Genomic DNA, 18,203 nt, shown 5'->3' with positions numbered 1-18,203 from the left:
CCGCATGTCGTGATGACATTGCCGGGAACCGAGGCGACGCGGTCGATGTTCAGTCGATCAGTAAGAAAATGCCAAACAGGACGACGGGGTCGATAATCACATGGATCAGCTTTCTGGATACGCGCGCAGGCCATTTGCCTTTGTCTTGCGCTATCTTCGGCGTCGTCTCGCGTCGCATTTGGTGATCCTGACCGCTGTCGTGGCAGCCGTTGCCTGCTCCGTGGGCACGCAGTACGGCGTCAAATCCCTGGTCGACAGCCTGTCGGCCGGACCATCGCATGGTGGCGGCAGCGTATGGCTGGCATTCATTTTACTCATGTCGCTGATTGCTGCCGACAATTTCTTGTGGCGGATCGCGAGTTGGACAGCGAGCTTCACCTTTGTCCGGGTCACGGGTGATTTACGCCGTGACATATTTCGTCATCTGACCGGACATGCGCCGAGTTTTTTCTCCGATCGCATGCCAGGCATGTTGTCGAGCCGCATCACGGCGACCTCGAATGCCGTGTTCACGGTCGAGAACATGTTTGTCTGGAATGTGTTGCCGCCCTGCATTGCCACAGTTGCGGCAATCGCGCTGATTGGAACCGTGAGTCCTTATATGGCGCTCGGCCTGATCGTGATCGCCGGTGGCATGGTGATCGCAATGTTCCATTTGGCCGCCGCCGGCAAGTCGCTGCATGACGATTTCGCCGACAAGGCCGCGGTGGTCGACGGCGAAATGATCGATGTCATCAGCAATATGCCGCTGGTCCGCGCTTTCTGCGGCATCGGCCACGAGCACGAGCGGTTCGATGCGACGGTGAACCGGGAACTCACCGCGCGGAGCCGAAGCCTGCGCTATCTGGAAAAGCTGCGGCTGTTACATGCTGCCGTAACCGTACTTCTGACGATCGCGCTGATGGCCTGGGCGGTCACGCTCTGGCAGAAGGGCGAGGCGACCACCGGCGACGTCGTGCTGGTCTGTACGCTCGGCATCTCCATCCTGAGTGCGACGCGCGATCTCGCCGTGGCCTTGGTTGACGTCACCCAGCATGTCGCGCGGCTGACCGAGGCGATCGCCACGCTGCTGGTGCCGCACGAGTTGCGCGATCACCCCGAGGCCGAGCCTCTCGTCAAGAGCGGCGCCGCCATCGCGTACAACAACGTCACGTTCGGCTATCCCGGCGCCGAAAAGATCTTTGAGCGGTTCAGCCTGCGCCTGCAGCCCGGCCAGCGCGTCGGTCTGGTCGGCCAATCCGGCGGCGGCAAGTCGACGCTGTTCACGCTGCTCCAGCGGTTCTACGATACCGACGAGGGCAGCATCACCGTCGACGGACAGGACATCTCGAAGGTCACGCAGCAGAGCCTGCGAGAGGCGATCTCCGTCGTGCCGCAGGATATCTCCTTGTTCCATCGGTCGATCCGCGAGAACATCCGCTACGGTCGCCCGAACGCGACCGACGACGAGGTGCTGCGCGCGGCAATCGCGGCGCGCTGCGATTTCGTCGAGAGCCTGCCCGACGGCCTCGACACCATGGTCGGCGACCGCGGTGTGAAGATGTCCGGCGGCCAGCGCCAGCGCATCGCGATCGCGCGCGCCTTCCTCAAGGACGCGCCGATCCTGCTGCTGGACGAAGCGACCGCGGCGCTTGACAGCGAATCCGAGGAGGCGATCCGCGAGGCGCTGTCGCGGCTGATGCGGGGCCGCACCGTGATTGCGATCGCGCACCGCCTCGCGACGCTGCGCAATTTCGACCGCGTGGTCGTGCTCAAGGCCGGCAAGATCATCGAGGACGGCGCGCCCGACCGGCTGATGCAGGGGCACGGTCCCTACCGTGAGCTGGTGACGCAGGAGATGAGCCGGCTCGCGAAGGTCGCCGCGTAGATCCGGCAGTCGTGTTCGCGTTGGTTGCGTTTCGAATCAAGGCGCAGGGGAGCACTTATGGCAGCCGAAACCGTAACCCAGATCATTTCCGTATCGCAGACGGTGGAGGCCGTCGCGGAGCAGACGTTCTACATTCCGATGACGGGACCCGCCGCCCGGCCGCGGCGGTCTCTCAAGCACGACGACACCTTCATCGTGCTCGACAGCCATGGCGACATCGGCGCGTCGGCGGGTGGGCCGGACGGCCTGTTTCACTACGACACGCGTTATCTCGCGCGGCTGGAGCTCGTGCTCGAGGATCTCCAGCCGTTGCTGCTCGGCTCGAACCTGCGCGACGACAATTCGGCGTTGACGGTCGATCTCACCAATCCGGACATCTACCGTCAGGGTCGCCTCGTGTTCCAGAAGGATCTGCTGCACATCGTGCGCACGATCTTCCTGTGGCGCGGCAGCGCCTATCAGCGCATCGGCGTGCAGAACCACGGCGACGCGCGCGCCAGCTTCGAGCTGACGCTGCTGTTCGACAATGACTTCGCCGATCTGTTCGAGGTCCGCGGCGAGCGGCGTCCGCGCCGAGGGGCCGGCACGAGCCGGCTCGTAGGTCCGACCGACGTGTTGTTCGAGTATCGCGGCCTCGACGACACCGAGCGCACCACGGGCCTGCATTTCGACCCGCGTCCGACGCGGCTGTCGGTCAATGCCGCGACCTGGCAGATCGAGCTCGACCCGCACGAGGCCAAATCGCTGTTCGTCGCCGTCTCCTGCAACCGGCCGGTGGCGCTGAAGCCGGCGCGATTCTTCCCCAGCCTGCTGGCCCATCGTCGCGAGATGCGCCAATCCACGATGGGCGCGGCCAGCATCGAGACCTCCAACAACATTTTCAACGAGGTGCTGTGCCAGGCCATGGCCGACCTCAACATGCTGATGACGGAGACACCGCAGGGGCGTTATCCCTATGCCGGCATTCCCTGGTATTCGACGACGTTCGGCCGCGACGGGCTGATCACCGCGCTCCAGATGCTCTGGGTCGATCCGCGCGTCGCCAAGGGCGTGCTCAGGCGGCTCGCGCATTTCCAGGCGAAGGCGATCGATCCGCTCGCCGACGCCGCGCCGGGAAAGATCCTGCACGAGATGCGCGGCGGCGAGATGGCGGCGCTGGGCGAGGTCCCGTTTGCGCAATATTACGGCAGCGTCGATTCGACCGCGCTGTTCGTCCTGCTCGCGGGAAGCTACTTCGAGCGCACCGGCGATGAGGCCACACTGATCGAGCTGTGGCCGGCGATCGAGGCGGGGCTGGCCTGGATCGACGGTCCCGGTGATCCCGACCAGGACGGCTTCGTCGAATACCAGCGCGCGACGGAGAAGGGGCTCGCCAACCAGGGCTGGAAGGATTCCTACGACGCGATCTTCCATGCCGACGGCCAGCTCGCGGAAGGCAACATCGCGCTCGCCGAGGTTCAGGGCTACGTCTACGCCGCCAAGCAGCTCGCCGCGCGTTGCGCGCTGCGGCTCGGCAAGCCGGATCGCGTGCGCAAGCTCGAGGCCGAAGCCAAGGCGCTGGCGGAGCGCTTCGAGAAGGCGTTCTGGTGCGAGGAGCTCGGCACCTATGCGCTCGCCCTCGACGGCAAGAAGCGGCCTTGCAAGGTGCGGACCTCGAATGCCGGGCAGGTGCTGTTCAGTGGCATGATCCGCGAGGACCGTGCTCGTCTCGTCGCCGCCGAGCTGATGCGGCCGCATTTCTTCTCGGGCTGGGGCATCCGCACCGTCGCGCAAGGCGAGGTGCGCTACAACCCGATGTCCTATCATGACGGGTCGATCTGGCCGCACGACAATGCGCTGATCGCGCTCGGGCTCGCGCGCTACGGCCTCAAGCACTCGGTGGCGCACGTCTTCAAGGGGCTGTTCGACGCGGCGACCTATATGGATCTGCGCCGGCTGCCCGAATTGTTCTGCGGTTTCCGGCGCGAGAAGCGGCGCGGCCCGACGCTCTATCCGGTCGCCTGCGCGCCGCAGGCCTGGGCCAGCGCGACACCGTTCACGCTGCTGGAGGCGGCTCTCGGCATCGAGTTCGACGTGGCGCGCGGTGAGATTCGCCTGCGCAATCCGCATCTGCCGGCGTTTCTGAACGAGGTGATCTTGCGCGATCTGCGGCTGGGCCAGTCCAGCGTGGATCTGCGCGTCAGCCGCCACGGCGACGACGTGGCGCTGGAGGTGTTGCGCACGCGTGGCCAGATCCAGGTCTCGATCGTGCTGGCGCGCTAGCGGCGCGCCGTGAGGAGGGTGTTATGCGTGCGATCGGAGCGCTGATCCTGGGCATGGCCATCGTCGCGGGCCTGGCGGTCGCGACGGCGCGCGCCGCGGAGGATCAGCCCGCAGGCCAGAGCGAAGCGAATGCGCCGCCGGCGGCACAGCCGCCGGCCTCGACGGTTCCGGTCACCCCGAAGGATGCCGCGCCGCCGCCGTCGGTGACCATCATTGGCGCGAGCGAGGCGCATGGTGTCCTCGGCCGCGACGTGCGCAGCGCCGCCGGCGAGGACATGGGTCGTATCGTCGACGTCATCGTCGATCGCACCGGCCATGTCCGCGCTGCGGCGATCGATTTCGGCGGTTTCCTCGGCGTCGGCAGCCGCAAGATCGTGGTCGACTGGAACGCGCTGCGCTTCGGCAAGATCGCCAACAAGAAGGACAGCATCACGCTGGAATTGACCAAGGCGCAGGTCGCGGCCGCGCCGGAATACAAGGAAGACACGCCGATCGTCGTGCTCGGCGCGTCCGGCAGCCTTCAACCGCTGCGAGTGATTCAGTGAGGTGCTGGGAGGGCTGACCGCCTGTGCTGTTGTCGAGGAAGCCGAAACATGCAGATCGCGACGGCGCCGTCGAACAGGACAAGGTCGTCGCGCCGCCGGCCGCAGGCCTTCCGGCGCCGTCGCGCCAGAGCCTGCGCGGCCTCGACTGGTTCATCTTCTTCCTCGCCGACGTGCAGACCGGATTCGGTCCGTTCATCGCGGTCTACCTGACGACGCAGAAATGGACCCAGGTCGAGATCGGCCTCGTGCTGTCGATCGGCGGCATCGTCGCCCTGATCGGGCAGATGCCGGGCGGCGCGATCATCGATGCCGCGAAATCGGAACGGCTGGTCGCTGCCCTTGCGATTGCGACCATCGGCTGCTGCGCGCTTGCCTACGCCGCGATGCCGATCTTCCCCGTCGTGGTGACCGCCGCCACCCTGCATGCGATGGCGAGCTGCGTGCTGGGTCCGGCGATCGCAGCGATCAGCCTCGGCCTGGTCGGCCCGCTCGCGATCGGCGAGCGGCTCGGCCGCAATGCGCGCTTTGCCTCGCTCGGCAACGGCGTCGCGGCGGCGGTGATGGGTACCGCCGGTTACCTGCTGTCGAGCCGCTCGGTGTTCCTGGTCACCTTCCTGCTCGCGATCCCGACCCTGATCGCGCTCTCGCGCATCCGCGAGCACGAGGTCGACATTAGACGCTGTCACGGTGAGATGCCGCCTGAAGACGCGGACCGCGGCGACACCAACATCTGGCACCTGATCCGGCAGCGTCCGCTGATCGTCTTCGCGCTCAGCGTGCTCTTGTTGCAGCTCGCGAACGCCGCGATGATGCCGCTGATGGCAAGCGCCGTGACGGCGCGATCCAGCCAGTGGGCGACCGTGCTCGTGGCCTTCTGCATCGTCGTGCCGCAGGCGATCGTGGCGCTGCTGTCGCCGACCGTGGGGCGCAAGGCGCAATTGTGGGGCCGGCGGCCGCTGCTCCTGATCGGATTCGCCGCACTGACGATCCGCGGCCTGCTGTTCGCAACCGTGCGCGATCCCTATCTGCTGGTGCTGGTGCAGGTGTTCGACGGTATCACCGCTGCAGTATTTGCCGTGATGATCCCGCTGATCGTTGCTGACGTCGCCTTCGGAAGCGGGCATTTCAACCTGGCGCAGGGCATCGTCGGCACGGCGACCGGCATCGGCGCGTCCTTGAGCACCGCACTCGGCGGCTTTGTCAGCGACAAGTTCGGCAATGCCACCGCCTTCATCGGACTGTCCGGCGTCGCCGCGACCGGGCTGTTGCTGATCCTCTTCGTGATGCCGGAGACGCGGCGGACGGGCATGACCGCTGCAAAGGAAATGGCCGGCTGAACGCAGTCAGCCGGCCATGATTGGATGGGGGAGGAGGTCGAAATCAGGCGTCGAGATTGTGCAGGCGCTGGCGGTTGCGCAGCACGATCTGGCGGGCGCCGGAGAAGCCCAGGATGCCCTGGGTGTGCAGCTGCGACAGCGCGCGCGACACGGTCTCGAGCGTGAGGCCGAGATAGTCGCCGATGTCGCGGCGGCACATCGGCAGCGCCATCATGCCGGCAACGGCGAGGCGACGGTCCATTTCGAGCAGGAACGTCGCAACACGCTCCATCGCGGTCTTGCGGCCCAGCAGCAGCATGTGGTCTTCCGCATGGCGCAGCTCGGAAGCCGTCATGGCCCAGAGCTTGCGGGCAACCTGCACGTCGATGCCGGCGGCCTTCTCGAGGCTGGCGCGCTTCACCAGACGCACGGTGGTGTCGATGATGGCTTCGGCGGCAAGGCGGTGGCTGGCGCCGGATTCCAGGCCGAACACGTCGCCGGGAAGATGGAAGGCGCCGATCTGGCGGCGGCCGTCGGACAGAAGCTTGTAGCTGCGCACCGCGCCTGACATGACCTGGTAGACATATTCGGCCGGCTCGTCCTCGCCGTAGATTTCCTCGTCCTTGCGGTAGGAGAATTCCGTGGCGACGAGACCGACATGGCCCGTGATCGCGCCGAACTGATCGGTGGCGGGATGGGCAGGGGCAATCTTGCCACCGATCTGGGTGTTGATCGCCTGGGTGTCGAGCTTCTGGGTCAGCATCTGCGCCATCTCCGTTGTGATGACGCACTGGTACGCGGTATCGGGAGCTTCGAAAATTTCGAGCGATATCTTAAGGGTGATGCCTTACGTAGAATCCCGTAGGTCAGGTCAGAGGCCTGTCCTGGATGGCGCCGCGGATCCGCTTGACCAGGCTTTCGTCGAGAAGCGGCTTCAAAATCACGTCTCTTATGCCTGCCGCGGCCGCCCGGGTCGCGATGTTCGCGTCCGGATAGCCGGTGATCAGGATCACGGGCGTGTCGCGATCCGACTGGCGCAGGCGACCTGCCAGATCGATGCCGTTGATGCCGGGCATCTTGTAGTCAATCACGTAGCAGTCCGCACCGGCTGCTTCGCTCGCATTGAGCAGAGCGGTGCCGCTCCTGAAGGTCCGCACGGCGAAGCCATCGGTCTCCAGCAGGAACCGCAGCGACCCCAGGACGGCGGCATCGTCGTCGACCACATAGACGGTGGGTCTTGCGGAGGACGACGGCGGCGCATGGTGTGAGCTGACCTCGATCATGCTGCTTGACTAGCACGCGGCCCGCCAAGGGCCTTGACCTGCCTCAAGGTTGGCTGCCGCGAAGCCGGCTGGCTCAATCGTGGAGCATGCCGGCACGCATCGCCATGCGGACCAGCTCCGACAGGCTGTTGGCCTGCATCTTGGTCATCACGTTGGCCCGGTACACTTCGATGGTCCGCGGGCTGATGTCGTATTCGCGGGCGATCAGCTTGTTGGAGAGGCCGGCAATCAGTCCCTCCATGACCTGGCGTTCCCGCGGGCTCAAGGAGGCGACGCGAGCGGCGATCTCCTGCGAAATGGCCTCACTCTTGGCTACCGGTTCGGCCTGGCGGATCGCCGCTTCGATCATGGTGATGAGACGATCGTCCTCGAACGGCTTCTCCAGGAAGTCGACCGCTCCGAGCTTCATCGCCTCGACCGCGAGCGGCACGTCGCCATGACCGGTCATGATCAGGATCGGAAACGGGCTGTTCTGCGCCTTCACGCGCTTCAGAAGCTCGATACCGTCGAGGCCCGGCATGCGCACGTCGGAGACGACGCAGCCGAAGGCGAGGCCGGGCAGGGTGTCGATGAAGCTCTGCGCGTTGTCGAACAGGGTGACGCCGAAGCCGGCGGAATCCAGCAGGAAATTCAGCGAGTCCCGCATCGCGGCGTCGTCGTCGATGACGTAGACATGTCCCTTGGTCGTCATGAATCAGTTCTCGTCGGTTGACGGCAAGGTGAAGCGGAACGTCGCCCCGCCCGTTGCATTGCTCTCGGCCCACATGCGGCCGCCGTGAGCCTCGATGATCGATCGGCTGATGGACAATCCGACGCCCATGCCGGTTTCCTTGGTGGTGAAGAAGGTCTGAAACAGGTTTGGAATGATGTCGCCCTGGAAGCCGGAGCCGGTGTCGGACACTTCGACCTCGATCATGTCGTCGGCGAGGCGGGTGTTGGCGACCACGAGCTCGCGCCGCGGCGAGTGCGCCATCGCCTCCAGCGCGTTGCGGAACAGATTGACCAGCACCTGCTGGATCTGCACCCGGTCGGCGAGCACGAGATCGGCACCGGGGTCGAGGCTGAAGCGGAGCTGCACGTTCTGCTCTCGCGCGCCGGCGAGACCGAGCGCGCCGGCCTCCTCGATCAGCTTGGACAGGCTCTCGACCCGCTTCTCCGACTCGCCGCGCGAGACGAAGTCGCGCAGGCGCCGGATGATCTGGCCGGCGCGCAAGGCCTGCTCCGAGGCGCGGTCCAGCGCGCTCTCGATCTTCGGCGTGTTGGGATCGCTGCTGCCGGCAAGCAGGCGACGTGATCCCTTCATGTAATTGCTGATCGCCGCCAGCGGCTGGTTGAGCTCGTGGGCGAGCGCGGAAGCCATCTCGCCCATTGCGGTCAGCCGCGAGACGTGGACGAGCTCGGACTGCAGCTCCTGGAGCCGGGCCTGGGTTCGCTGGTGCTCGGTGAGGTCGCGGACGAAGCCGGTGAAATAGGGCTCGCCGCCGGACTGCATCTCGCCGATCGACAGGTGCATCGGAAAGGTCGTGCCGTCGCGGCGCTTGCCGGTCACGATGCGGCCGATGCCGATGATGTGCGGATCGTTGGTGCTGCGATAACGGGCGATGTAGCTGTCGTGGCGGGTGCGATCGGGCTCCGGCATCAGGATGCTGACATTCTGGCCGATCGCCTCGTGCTCGGACCAGCCGAACAGGCGTTCGGCGGCCGTGCTGAAGAGCTGCATGATGCCGTGGCCGTCGATGACGATCATGGCATCGGGAATGGTCTGGAGGATGGAGCGAAGGTGACTCTCGCGCGTGCGCAGCGCCTCCTCGACCTGCTTCTCTTCGTCGATGTCGAGAAAGATGCCGCTGAGATGACGGGCCGTGCCGGCTTCGTCCCGGATGAGTCCCGCCCGGGCGCGGATCCATTGCCCGCTGCCGGAGCCACCAGCGACCTTGAAGGATACGTCCAGGCCACCGCCACGCTCGGAGACGCGCGTGATCGCGCTCTCCACGCGTGCGCGGTCCCTGGTCTCGAGGCGTGACAGGAACAGCTCATAGCTCGCCGGCTGGTCCCGCTCGATACCGAGCAGGCTCCTGGCGGTATCCGACCAGTCCAATTCCCACGTCGTGAGGTCGAGGTCCCAGGTGCCGACGCCGAACCCTTCGATCCGCACCCGGAAATGCTCACCCCGACCGTCGTCTGGCGGATGCGTTACACGGGTCGGCGACAAGCGGTGACTCCCATTCTCGTGCGGCAAGCAGGCCGCCGCGAACTTGGCGGCAATTTCGCCCAAGGCCGGGCCGGAGGCAAGTTCGGATGTCTGATGGCACCGGCAGCATTCCCACGACGCGGCGCCCGACGATTTGATCTATCTCATCCTGCCCGGCGTCGACGGGGTTAGATTTCGCGGCGGCCATCGTCGGGCTCGCCGCGGCGGGATTCGTGCCGCCGCGCTATTTCACCGACGGCGCCGAGGCCCAGGGGCTGATCGACCGATGTTGCTGTCGCATCGACGGCCGGCCAAAAGCTCGAGGAGGATGCGCCGTGTACAGATTTCTTGAACAGACCGTCGACGGCTACATGACGCGCAACGTCAAGACGGTGCAGCGCGACCACGACTTGCTCGAGCTCAGCGAGATGTTCGAGACCGACGATTTCAACTCCTATCCGGTCGAGGACGACGGGCAGGTGGTCGGCATCGTCACCAAATTCGACATCCTGAAGTGCTTCGCCTTCACGCCGAGCCAGATGCTGCCGCGCTATCACGACCTGATGAGCCGCAAGATCGGCGACGTCATGACGACCGAGTTCATCTATGTCAGCCCCGACACGCGGCTGACGCGCGTGCTCCAGATCATGGTCGAGCACCGCATCAGGAGCATCATCGTGCTCGACGGCGCCCAGAAGCTGGTCGGAATCATCGCCCGCGAGGACGTCATCGCCGCGCTCAAGGCGGCGGCGAGGGACTGACTTGTGGGAGCTTGCGGAAGGCGCCGCCTGGCGCGCGATTGCCGACGACGAGCCGCCGCAGGAAGCGCCGGCCAAGCGCTAGCGCTTCAGGTCCATCGTGAGCAGGGCTGCGGCGATGAGGGCTGAACCCACACCGGCCACGCAAGCCTGCCAGCCGAAGGCGTCGAACAGCCGTCCGAGCACGGCCGTGCCAACCAGTCCGCCGCAGAAATAGCAGGCGAGATAGGTGCCGCTGGCGATGCCGCGGTTGTCGGTGACGGCTTGTCCCACGAAGCCGGTGGCGGCCGCTTGCGCGAAGAACGTGCCGACGCCGACCAGAACCATCCCGGCGAGCACCGCGCCCAGATGCAGCGCCAGCATCAAGGGCAGGCCTATCCCGGCGACGGCGAGTGAGCCCCAGATCGTCGGCCGTGGTCCGAAGCGCATTGCGACCCTGCCCGCCAGCAATGTCGTGATCACCGAGGGCAGGAAAACGACATAGACGAAGCCCAGACCCATCATGCCAAGCGATAGCGGCGGCCGCACCAGAACGAAATTGACGAAGGTGAAGGTGCCGATGAAGGCGAACAGGATGCAGAAGCCGATGCCGTAGGCAGCGCGCAACCGCCGATCGCGCCAATGTGCGAACATCGCGGCGAGCGGAGATGCCGTCGCCGTCATCGCATGCATCGGCTGGACGTGCTTGATGGTGAAATGGACCAGCGTTGCGCCGGCGAGATTGAGCGCAGCGAAAACGTAGAAATTCCACGCGAGGCCAAGGCCATCGGCGACGGCTGCCGAGACCAGCCGGCCAATGAGATTGCTGGCGACGTTTCCGGTGATGTAGGCGGCAAACGCGCCGCCGGCGTCCATCGCGCCGCATTGCTCGCCCAGATAGGCCAGCGTCAGCGCGAAAGCGGAGGCCATGCACAGACCCTGCGCGACCCGCAGGGTGGTGAATACTGCAAGATTGGGTGCGGTCGCCAACAGGCTCGTGGGGATTGCCAGAAGCAGGAGACTGAAGAGGATGCCGGTCCGGCGCTCGATATGCGGGCTCAGAAGGCCGACGACGAGGCTGGCGACAGCCATGCCGAAAGTGCTGGCATTGACGGCGAAGCCCATCGCGGCCGGCGTGACGCCGTAATGGCGTGTCAGAGAGGGCAGGATGGCCTGGGTCGCGAACAGGTCGACGACGGTCAGGAACGCAGTCAGTCCAATCACGAGCGAGCGCAACGCGCCGCCCGGAGAGCGCTCGTCCATCGCGATCGCGGACGGCTTCATCGGTGCGGTCAGATCGTCCATGGCGGGATCTCCAAGCAGCCTGATTGTCGTTCCGAGACGGCGCACCATGCGCCCGACCCCGAATCGCGAGAGCTTCAGGCGGGCAACTGCTCACCATCGTTCGCTTAGCGCCCCGCAAGGACGGGGCGCATGCGCGACAGGCGCGCGTTACATGTGGTGGTCGTTCGGGTCCTTGCGGACGTCGCCGACATAGAGAATGACGGTCTCCTTGCCGAGGTTCTTCCACCAATGCGACGTGCCGAATACTTCGGGACGGATGTCACCGGCCTTGTGCACGATCGGATCGACGCAGTTGGAGGCGTACTCGACGATCTCGCCCTGCTGAACGAGAATCAGGGCGGGGCGGTCGTCATGGCTGTGCCAGGGTACGATGCCGCCGGGCGCGATCGTCAACTTGCGGAAGCGCAGCTCGCGGCCTTCGATACGGGCGGGCTGCTTGCCGAGATCGATCGCGCCGAGCGTGACGTCGGTGACGCCGACCGGCTTATGGTCTACCATCTGCTGCGCGTTCGGCTTGATCTTGTCCGCGGGGCACTCGCCGGCGATGACCGGCTGGGCCGAAAGCGTCAGGGCGCCGAGGATCGCAAGACCCGGGCAGACCGCGCGAGATAATGTGCGATGCTTGAACATGGAAGTCTCCTGTGTTGCCGCAACCGCAGCGGTCGCCGGCTGTGGCAGGAGTTTCTTCGAGGCGCTGCTCGTCCTGAAATGCCCGTTCGCTCTCGGTGCGATAGCTCAGCGCTATGCCGATAGGCGGCGGCTATCGAACCGATCGTGGATCGGCATTTCCGCTCGCGCGACTTCCGCCGTTCGATGGCAACGTGCCCGATTAGCGGGCGTTTACGTCAATCCGGAGGAGCGTCCCATGACCGGCAAATGCTACGTAAACTGATCATGTGCCATGACGGCCGCCCCTTGCGGGCGGCCGGACCAGGAAACTAGTATTCGTCCCCGAACGCCGGAGCAGAAGATGACGTCTCTCTCGCCCGCCGACGCCGAACAGCTCAGGCTTGCCTTCCAGCGCTGCCGCGACATGGATGGAACGCTGAACGAACAGCTCCTCGCCTATGCAGAGGCCAGCCGCAAGGTCTTCCCTGCTTATGGCGAGGCGGTCGATCGCCTGGTCGCGCGATTGAACGGAAACGATGGTGGCGAGATGGCGCCGCGTCCGGGAGATATGATGCCGCCGTTCATGCTGCCCGACGAGAGCGGACGTCTCGTCGCGCTCACCGCGCTGCTGGAGAGCGGCCCGGTTGCAGTGATGTTCTTCCGCGGTCACTGGTGTCCGTATTGCCGGCTCAATGTCCGTGCGGTGGTCGAAGCCGCCGGCCGCATCAACGCGATGGGGGCACAGGTCGTGGCTATCATGCCGGAGACGCAGGAATATGCGCGGCAGCTCAAGGTGGATGCCGGTGCGCCGTTTCCGATCCTGACCGATCTCGACAATGGCTATGCGCTCTCGCTCAATCTCGCGATCTGGCTCGGCACCGAGATCCAGCATCTGTTGTCCTATCAGGACATGGCGAAATTCCACGGCAATGACGGCTGGATGCTGCCGATCCCGGCCGTGTTCGTAGTCGGGCGCGACGGCATCGTGAAGGCCCGCTTCGTCGACCCCGATTTTCGCAAGCGCATGGAGATCGACGATCTGCTCGAGGCGCTGGAAGATGCCGGCGCGGAGTCCTGAGACTGTCGTTGTCTCCCGCGAAACCTACCCCGCAATCTCCCGCCAGTCTGCGCCGCGCAGCATGCGCATCATGGCGTTGCCCACGGCGGTGCGCTGCCGTCCCGCCACCCCATAAAGGCTGACGGTACGACGGGCATCCAGACCCGTCACCGCAGCGCGTGTAAGCCGCTCCGGCACGGGCGAGGTGTGCGGTACCATGGCGATGCCCATGTCGGCTTCGACTAGCTCGATCAGATCGCGCTCGTTCGAGACTTCGTGGCCACGTTCGATGTCGATGCCGTGCTCGCTCAGGCTTGCAGCAATCCGGCTGGAATGCTCGCAGAAGGTTCGGTTCAGAAGCTGCTCCGATCGCAAATCGTCCGGCTCGATCGAGCTGCGGCCGGCCAGCCGATGGCCATCGCCGACGACGAGTTCGAAGTTCTCGGTGAACAACGGCCAGACGTCGAGCCGCTCCCAGGCCTCGTCGATCTCCGCGGCGATCCCGAGCTCGGCCTCGCCCTTTTTCAAGAATTCGGCGACCTCGCGGTTCGAGCCGCGCAGGAAGCGGAATTCAAGCCGGTTGAACTGCCGTTTGATCTGGTTGAGATGCGAGATCAGCAGCGCAAGGTCGATCGAATGCGTCAGCGCGATCCGCAGTGCGCCGATCTCGCCGCTTCTGAACGATGAGGCGAGCGAGCGCGCGCCGACGGCGGCATCATAGCACTGCTTCAGGAGCGGATGCATGCGCTGGCCGAGCTCGGTCAGTTGCGCTGCCGGACGCTCGCGGCGGAACAGGTCGCCACCGAGCTCGGCCTCGAGCTGCTTGATCGCCCGCGTCAGCGACGGCTGCGTGACGTTGCACTCCTCGGCGGCGCGCGTGAAGTTCAAGAGCTGCGCCACCGCTAGGAAATAGCGGACCTGGTGCATTTCCATGGATCGGCTCCCAGCAGGATCGTCTGGAATCTAACCGATCGGGGCGGGGAATGATATGCTAGCAGCAATAGCACGCACGTATGGTTTCGGAAGCCAGCCGGCATTTCCGAAAGGCCCGACAATCGCCGAGAATGGCAAGATGATGCCCATAGGCTCGACAGGAGCGAGACATGAACAACATGCAGGAGAACGCGCAACGTAAGGGTATGGACCTGCCGGGGCAGGTCGTTCTCGTGCTTCAGGGTGGCGGCGCGCTCGGCTCCTACCAGGCCGGCGTCTACCAGGCGCTCCATGACGCCGGCATCGAGCCGGACTGGATCATCGGCACGTCGATCGGCGCGATCAATGCGAGCCTCATTGCGGGCAACGCACGGGAGCACCGGCTGGCCCGCTTGAGGGAATTTTGGAAGCGGATGGAGCAGCAGCCGGTGTGGGACTGGCGCGCTGCGTTGCCCGGCTTCAACGAGAAGCTGGCCTATTGGTCGACCGTGACCCACGGCATTCCCGGTTTCTTCCGGCCCAATCCGCTGGCGCATGCGGGGGATTCCTATCCGCTCGGCGCTGATCACGCGGGCTTTTATTCGACCGCGCCGCTGGAGAAGACGCTGAGCGAGTTGGTCGATTTCGATCTTGCCAATCGCTGCGCGCCACGTCTGACGGTCGGTGCGGCTCATGTCGGCACCAGCGAAATGCGCTATTTCGACAGCCGGGATGGCGAACTGACGGTGAAGCATGTGATGGCTTCTGGCGCGCTGCCGCCGGCTTTCCCGGCCGTGCGCATCGACGGTGAACTCTATTGGGATGGCGGCATCCTGTCGAACACACCGACGGAAGCCGTGTTCGACGACAATCCGCGCAGGAATTCGCTGATCTTCTCCGTGCATCTGTGGAATCCTGTCGGGCCCGAGCCGACGACGATGGCGGAGGTGCTGAACCGGCACAAGGACGTACAATATTCCAGCCGCATCGCCAGCCAGATCGTGCGACAGCAGCAGGCCCATCGCCTGCGCCATGTCATCAACCAGCTCGCGGCGCGGCTTCCTGAGAGCGAGCGCAACGATCCCGCGGTGATCGAGCTGACGAGCTACGGCTGTCCGACCCGCATGCATGTCGTGCGGCTGCTGGCGCCGCAGCTTGAGCGCGAGACCCATACCAAGGATATCGACTTCAGTCCGTCGGGCATCACGCGGCGATGGCACGCGGGCTATGCCCACACGAAGTCGGTGCTGTCGCGCAAGCCCTGGATCGGCGAATTCGATCCGCTCGCCGGCGTTGTGCTGCACGAGCATATGGACGAGATGCCGATGGCGGCGGAATAGGGGGCCGCGTCCCCCTTCATCGAATTGCCACAGGCCTTGCGGATCGTCAGTCTCGTCCGCAGTTGAAAGACCGCGCAAGTGGTGTCCGAGCACGATCTGGAATCAGCCCTCGATCAGGTCCGCGCCGACGCGGCCGGGCCGGTTGCGGGCGTGTTCGGCCCGGCCTCGGTCACCTGGCAGATCGATCGCGAGGCCGTGATCTTTCTCGGGGCCGGCCGCGCGCTGCTGCTGCAACTGGCGCATCCATGGGTCGCGGCTGCGATCGCCGAGCATTCGCGCACCCTTGCCGATCCGATCGGCCGCTTCCATCGCACCTTCGACATCGTCTTTGCCATGGTGTTCGGCTCTCTGGACCGGGCGCTGCTGTCGTCCCGGCAGCTGCACCGGCGCCACGGAATGATTGTCGGCGAGATGCCCGAGACCGTCGGTCCCTTCGCGGCCGGCTCGCGCTACTGCGCCAACGACATTCCCTCGTTGCGCTGGGTTCATGCGACGCTGGTTGAGACTGCGCTGATTGCGCATGATCTGGTGCTGCCGCCGTTCTCGGCTGGGGATCGCGAGCGCTACTGGACCGAGAGCCGGCTGCACGGCGCCCTGTTCGGACTGACCGGGAATGATCTGCCCGCGGACTGGTCGGGCTTTGCAGCCTACAATGCAGCAATGGCGCAGTCACAGACGCTGACCGTCAGCCCTGCGGCACGCGAGATCGCCACGCAGATTTTCAGCGGCGCCCGTCCCTGGTTGCGGCCGCCGCGATGGTATCGTGCGCTGACGGCAAGCCTGCTGCCGGAACGATTGCGCGCCGGCTTCGGTCTTGACCTCGACGAGCGCGATATCAGAGCTGCCGAGAACGCGCTGAGATGGATCCGGCGCGTCTATCCGAAATTGCCCGACAGGCTGCGCTATGTCGGTCCCTACCAGGAAGCCCAGGCGCGATTGCGTGGCGAGCCGCAGCCTGACTGGATCACCCGCTGCCTCAACCGCGTCTGGATCGGACGGTCGCAGATGGACGCGCGTGGGAAGGGGTGAGGGCCTCCGCCCTTAAACCCGTCATCCTGAGGTGCGAGTGGCGCGATGCGAAAGTATCGCGCCGGGAGCCTCGAAGGATGCACGGCCCCGCCCCGCAGCCGGGCCGTCGCCCTTCGAGGCTCGCCGAAGAGCCGAGCACCTCAGGGTGACGGAAGATAGAGTGGTGCACGGCGCCTCCACCGTCATTGCGAGGAGCCCTTGCGACGAAGCAATCCAGACTGTCACCGCGGAGACAGTCTGGATTGCTTCGCTTCGCTCGCAATGACGGAGTATGCTGAAAGCGCCGCCGGTCTCACACTGACGCCAGCTTCCGGTACAGCGCGCTGTAGCAGCCAGCCGAGATGCTCCAGGAGAACGATCGTCCCATGGCGCTGCGGCGCATGGTATCGAGCTGATCCTGTGCCATGAACGCCTCGAACGCGCGGCGGACGCCGCCGAGGAAGGATTCGCGCGAGGGCCTTGAGAACAGGAAGCCGGTCTCGCCGTCGGTGATGGTTTCGGCAAGGCCGCCGGTCTGGTGTCCGATCGGCAGCGAGCCGAAGCGCTGGGCGTACATCTGGCTGAGGCCGCACGGCTCGAAGCGCGAGGGCATCAGCGTGAAATCGCTGCCGGCGAAGATGCGGCGCGCCTGAGCGTCGTTGAAGCCGATCACGACGCCGATAGCATCGGGGCGGCGGCGATGCGCGTCGATCAAGGCCCGCTCGAGCGCCGGCTCGCCGGAGCCGGTGACCACGATCTGCCCGCCGGCATCGACGATCTCGTCGGCGGCCGACAGCACGAGGTCGATGCCCTTCTGATGCACGAGGCGGGCGACGATGCCGAACATCGGCCCGCGCGACACCGCGAGCCCGAACTGCTTGCGGACGTAATCCGCATTGGCCTTCTTGCCGACCCAGTCACCGGCGCCGAATTGCTGGGCGAGCTGGGCGCAGGAGCGCGGGTCCCAGCTCTCGTCGATGCCGTTGAGGATGCCAGTGAGCTCGGCAGCGTCGGAGCGGGCGCGAAGCAGACCTTCGAGGCCGCAACCGAATTCCTCCGTCGTGATCTCTCGCGCATAGGTGCCGCTGACGGTGGTGAGGTGCGATGCGTAGACCAGCCCCGCCTTGAGGAATGAGACCTGGTCGTAGAATTCGACGCCGTCGATGTGGAAGGAGCTTTCCGGTGCGCCGATCCGCCGCAGCGAGTCCTTCGGGAAGAGGCCCTGATAGGCGAGGTTGTGGATGGTCAGGATCGACGGCAGCTTGGCGCCGCGCCAGGCGAGATAGGCCGGCACGAGCGAGGCCTGCCAGTCATTGGCATGGATCAGGTCCGCTGCCCAATTCTTGTCCAGCTTGCCCATGGCAAGCTCAGCGGCCGCCAAGGCAAAGCGCGCGAAGCGGATGTCGTTGTCCGGCCAGTCGCGTCCGGTCTCGTCGCCATAGGGATTGCCCGGGCGGTCGTAGAGTTGTGAGCACAACAGCACGTAGACCGGCAGGCCGTCCTTGGTCGCGGCTCGCCCGAGCGAGCAGGCCGGCATCTCCGCGAACGCCGGGCAGCGGCCAACAATCTGAATATGCGTGAGTTGCTCGATGATGTCGCGATAGCCGGGCAGCATGATCCGGATATCGGCAAAGGAGCAAAGGGCGCGGGGGAGGGCAGCGGAAACGGCTCCAAGTCCGCCGACGCGGATGAAGTCGTCCATCTCTGTCGTGATGAACAAGACTCTCAAGAACAGCTGCCCTCTGCCGATCCCGTTTGCTGCTATGCAAGA

At 65.4% G+C, this 18,203-nt stretch carries 16 protein-coding genes; 8 read left to right on the top strand and 8 right to left on the bottom strand.

Annotated elements, in window-relative coordinates; all coding sequences use genetic code 11:
- Positions 1-100 precede the first annotated feature (100 nt).
- From NLM27_RS21285 to NLM27_RS21270, 4 genes are read left to right on the top strand one after another with little or no spacing between them, the layout of a single operon-like run.
- A complete protein-coding gene (locus NLM27_RS21285) occupies positions 101-1,867 on the top strand; it encodes an ABC transporter ATP-binding protein (protein ID WP_254145174.1) in 1,767 nt (588 codons plus the stop codon).
- A gap of 57 nt (positions 1,868-1,924) precedes the next feature.
- Entirely contained in the window at positions 1,925-4,129 is a 2,205-nt protein-coding gene (locus tag NLM27_RS21280) for an amylo-alpha-1,6-glucosidase (protein ID WP_254145173.1), read from the top strand.
- A 23-nt stretch (positions 4,130-4,152) separates the two neighbouring features.
- A complete protein-coding gene (locus NLM27_RS21275) occupies positions 4,153-4,674 on the top strand; it encodes a PRC-barrel domain-containing protein (protein ID WP_254145171.1) in 522 nt (173 codons plus the stop codon).
- A 23-nt stretch (positions 4,675-4,697) separates the two neighbouring features.
- Entirely contained in the window at positions 4,698-6,011 is a 1,314-nt protein-coding gene (locus NLM27_RS21270; RefSeq protein WP_254145170.1) for an MFS transporter, read from the top strand.
- A gap of 43 nt (positions 6,012-6,054) precedes the next feature.
- Here the strand turns inward: NLM27_RS21270 and NLM27_RS21265 are convergent, their stop codons facing one another.
- From NLM27_RS21265 to fixL, 4 genes are all read right to left on the bottom strand, one after another.
- Entirely contained in the window at positions 6,055-6,753 is a 699-nt protein-coding gene (locus NLM27_RS21265) for a helix-turn-helix domain-containing protein (protein WP_254145169.1), read from the bottom strand.
- 103 nt (positions 6,754-6,856) lie between these two features.
- Entirely contained in the window at positions 6,857-7,273 is a 417-nt protein-coding gene (locus tag NLM27_RS21260) for a response regulator (protein ID WP_254145168.1), read from the bottom strand.
- A gap of 73 nt (positions 7,274-7,346) precedes the next feature.
- Entirely contained in the window at positions 7,347-7,964 is a 618-nt protein-coding gene (fixJ, locus tag NLM27_RS21255) for a response regulator FixJ (RefSeq protein WP_254145167.1), read from the bottom strand.
- 3 nt (positions 7,965-7,967) lie between these two features.
- Positions 7,968-9,485: a sensor protein FixL gene (gene fixL, locus NLM27_RS21250; RefSeq protein WP_254145166.1), complete on the bottom strand. Its 1,518-nt coding sequence runs from the start codon at positions 9,483-9,485 to the stop codon at positions 7,968-7,970.
- A gap of 314 nt (positions 9,486-9,799) precedes the next feature.
- On the opposite strand from fixL, the gene NLM27_RS21245 reads away from it, so the two are divergent.
- Complete coding sequence (locus NLM27_RS21245; protein WP_254145165.1) at positions 9,800-10,225, top strand: HPP family protein; 426 nt, start codon at positions 9,800-9,802, stop codon at positions 10,223-10,225.
- Positions 10,226-10,303: 78 nt separating this feature from the next.
- Here NLM27_RS21245 and NLM27_RS21240 read toward each other — a convergent pair whose 3' ends face one another.
- A complete protein-coding gene (locus NLM27_RS21240) occupies positions 10,304-11,506 on the bottom strand; it encodes an MFS transporter (protein ID WP_254145164.1) in 1,203 nt (400 codons plus the stop codon).
- 147 nt (positions 11,507-11,653) lie between these two features.
- On the bottom strand, positions 11,654-12,136 hold the full coding sequence (locus NLM27_RS21235; RefSeq protein WP_254145163.1) for a cupin: 483 nt from the start codon (positions 12,134-12,136) through the stop codon (positions 11,654-11,656).
- A 340-nt stretch (positions 12,137-12,476) separates the two neighbouring features.
- Here NLM27_RS21235 and NLM27_RS21230 point away from each other — a divergent pair, with 340 nt between their 5' ends.
- Entirely contained in the window at positions 12,477-13,193 is a 717-nt protein-coding gene (locus NLM27_RS21230; protein WP_254145162.1) for a peroxiredoxin-like family protein, read from the top strand.
- Positions 13,194-13,217: 24 nt separating this feature from the next.
- On the opposite strand, the gene NLM27_RS21225 is transcribed toward NLM27_RS21230, so the two are convergent.
- Positions 13,218-14,105 (bottom strand): LysR family transcriptional regulator, encoded by an 888-nt coding sequence (locus NLM27_RS21225; protein WP_254145161.1) that lies wholly within the window; start codon positions 14,103-14,105, stop codon positions 13,218-13,220.
- Positions 14,106-14,275: 170 nt separating this feature from the next.
- Between NLM27_RS21225 and NLM27_RS21220 the strand changes: the two genes are divergently transcribed.
- Positions 14,276-15,424 carry a patatin-like phospholipase family protein gene (locus NLM27_RS21220; RefSeq protein ID WP_254145160.1) on the top strand — a complete coding sequence of 383 codons (1,149 nt, stop codon included), beginning with the start codon at positions 14,276-14,278 and terminating at the stop codon, positions 15,422-15,424.
- Between the two features lie 78 nt (positions 15,425-15,502).
- Complete coding sequence (locus NLM27_RS21215; protein WP_254145159.1) at positions 15,503-16,453, top strand: oxygenase MpaB family protein; 951 nt, start codon at positions 15,503-15,505, stop codon at positions 16,451-16,453.
- 292 nt (positions 16,454-16,745) lie between these two features.
- On the opposite strand, the gene glgA is transcribed toward NLM27_RS21215, so the two are convergent.
- Complete coding sequence (glgA, locus tag NLM27_RS21210) at positions 16,746-18,161, bottom strand: glycogen synthase GlgA (protein WP_254145158.1); 1,416 nt, start codon at positions 18,159-18,161, stop codon at positions 16,746-16,748.
- Positions 18,162-18,203 lie beyond the last annotated feature (42 nt).

This window comes from Bradyrhizobium sp. CCGB12 (assembly GCF_024199845.1).
In the GTDB taxonomy this organism is placed as follows: domain Bacteria; phylum Pseudomonadota; class Alphaproteobacteria; order Rhizobiales; family Xanthobacteraceae; genus Bradyrhizobium.
The sequence above is the reverse complement of the archived record's forward strand: the minus strand, read 5'-3'. Positions and strand labels throughout refer to the sequence as shown.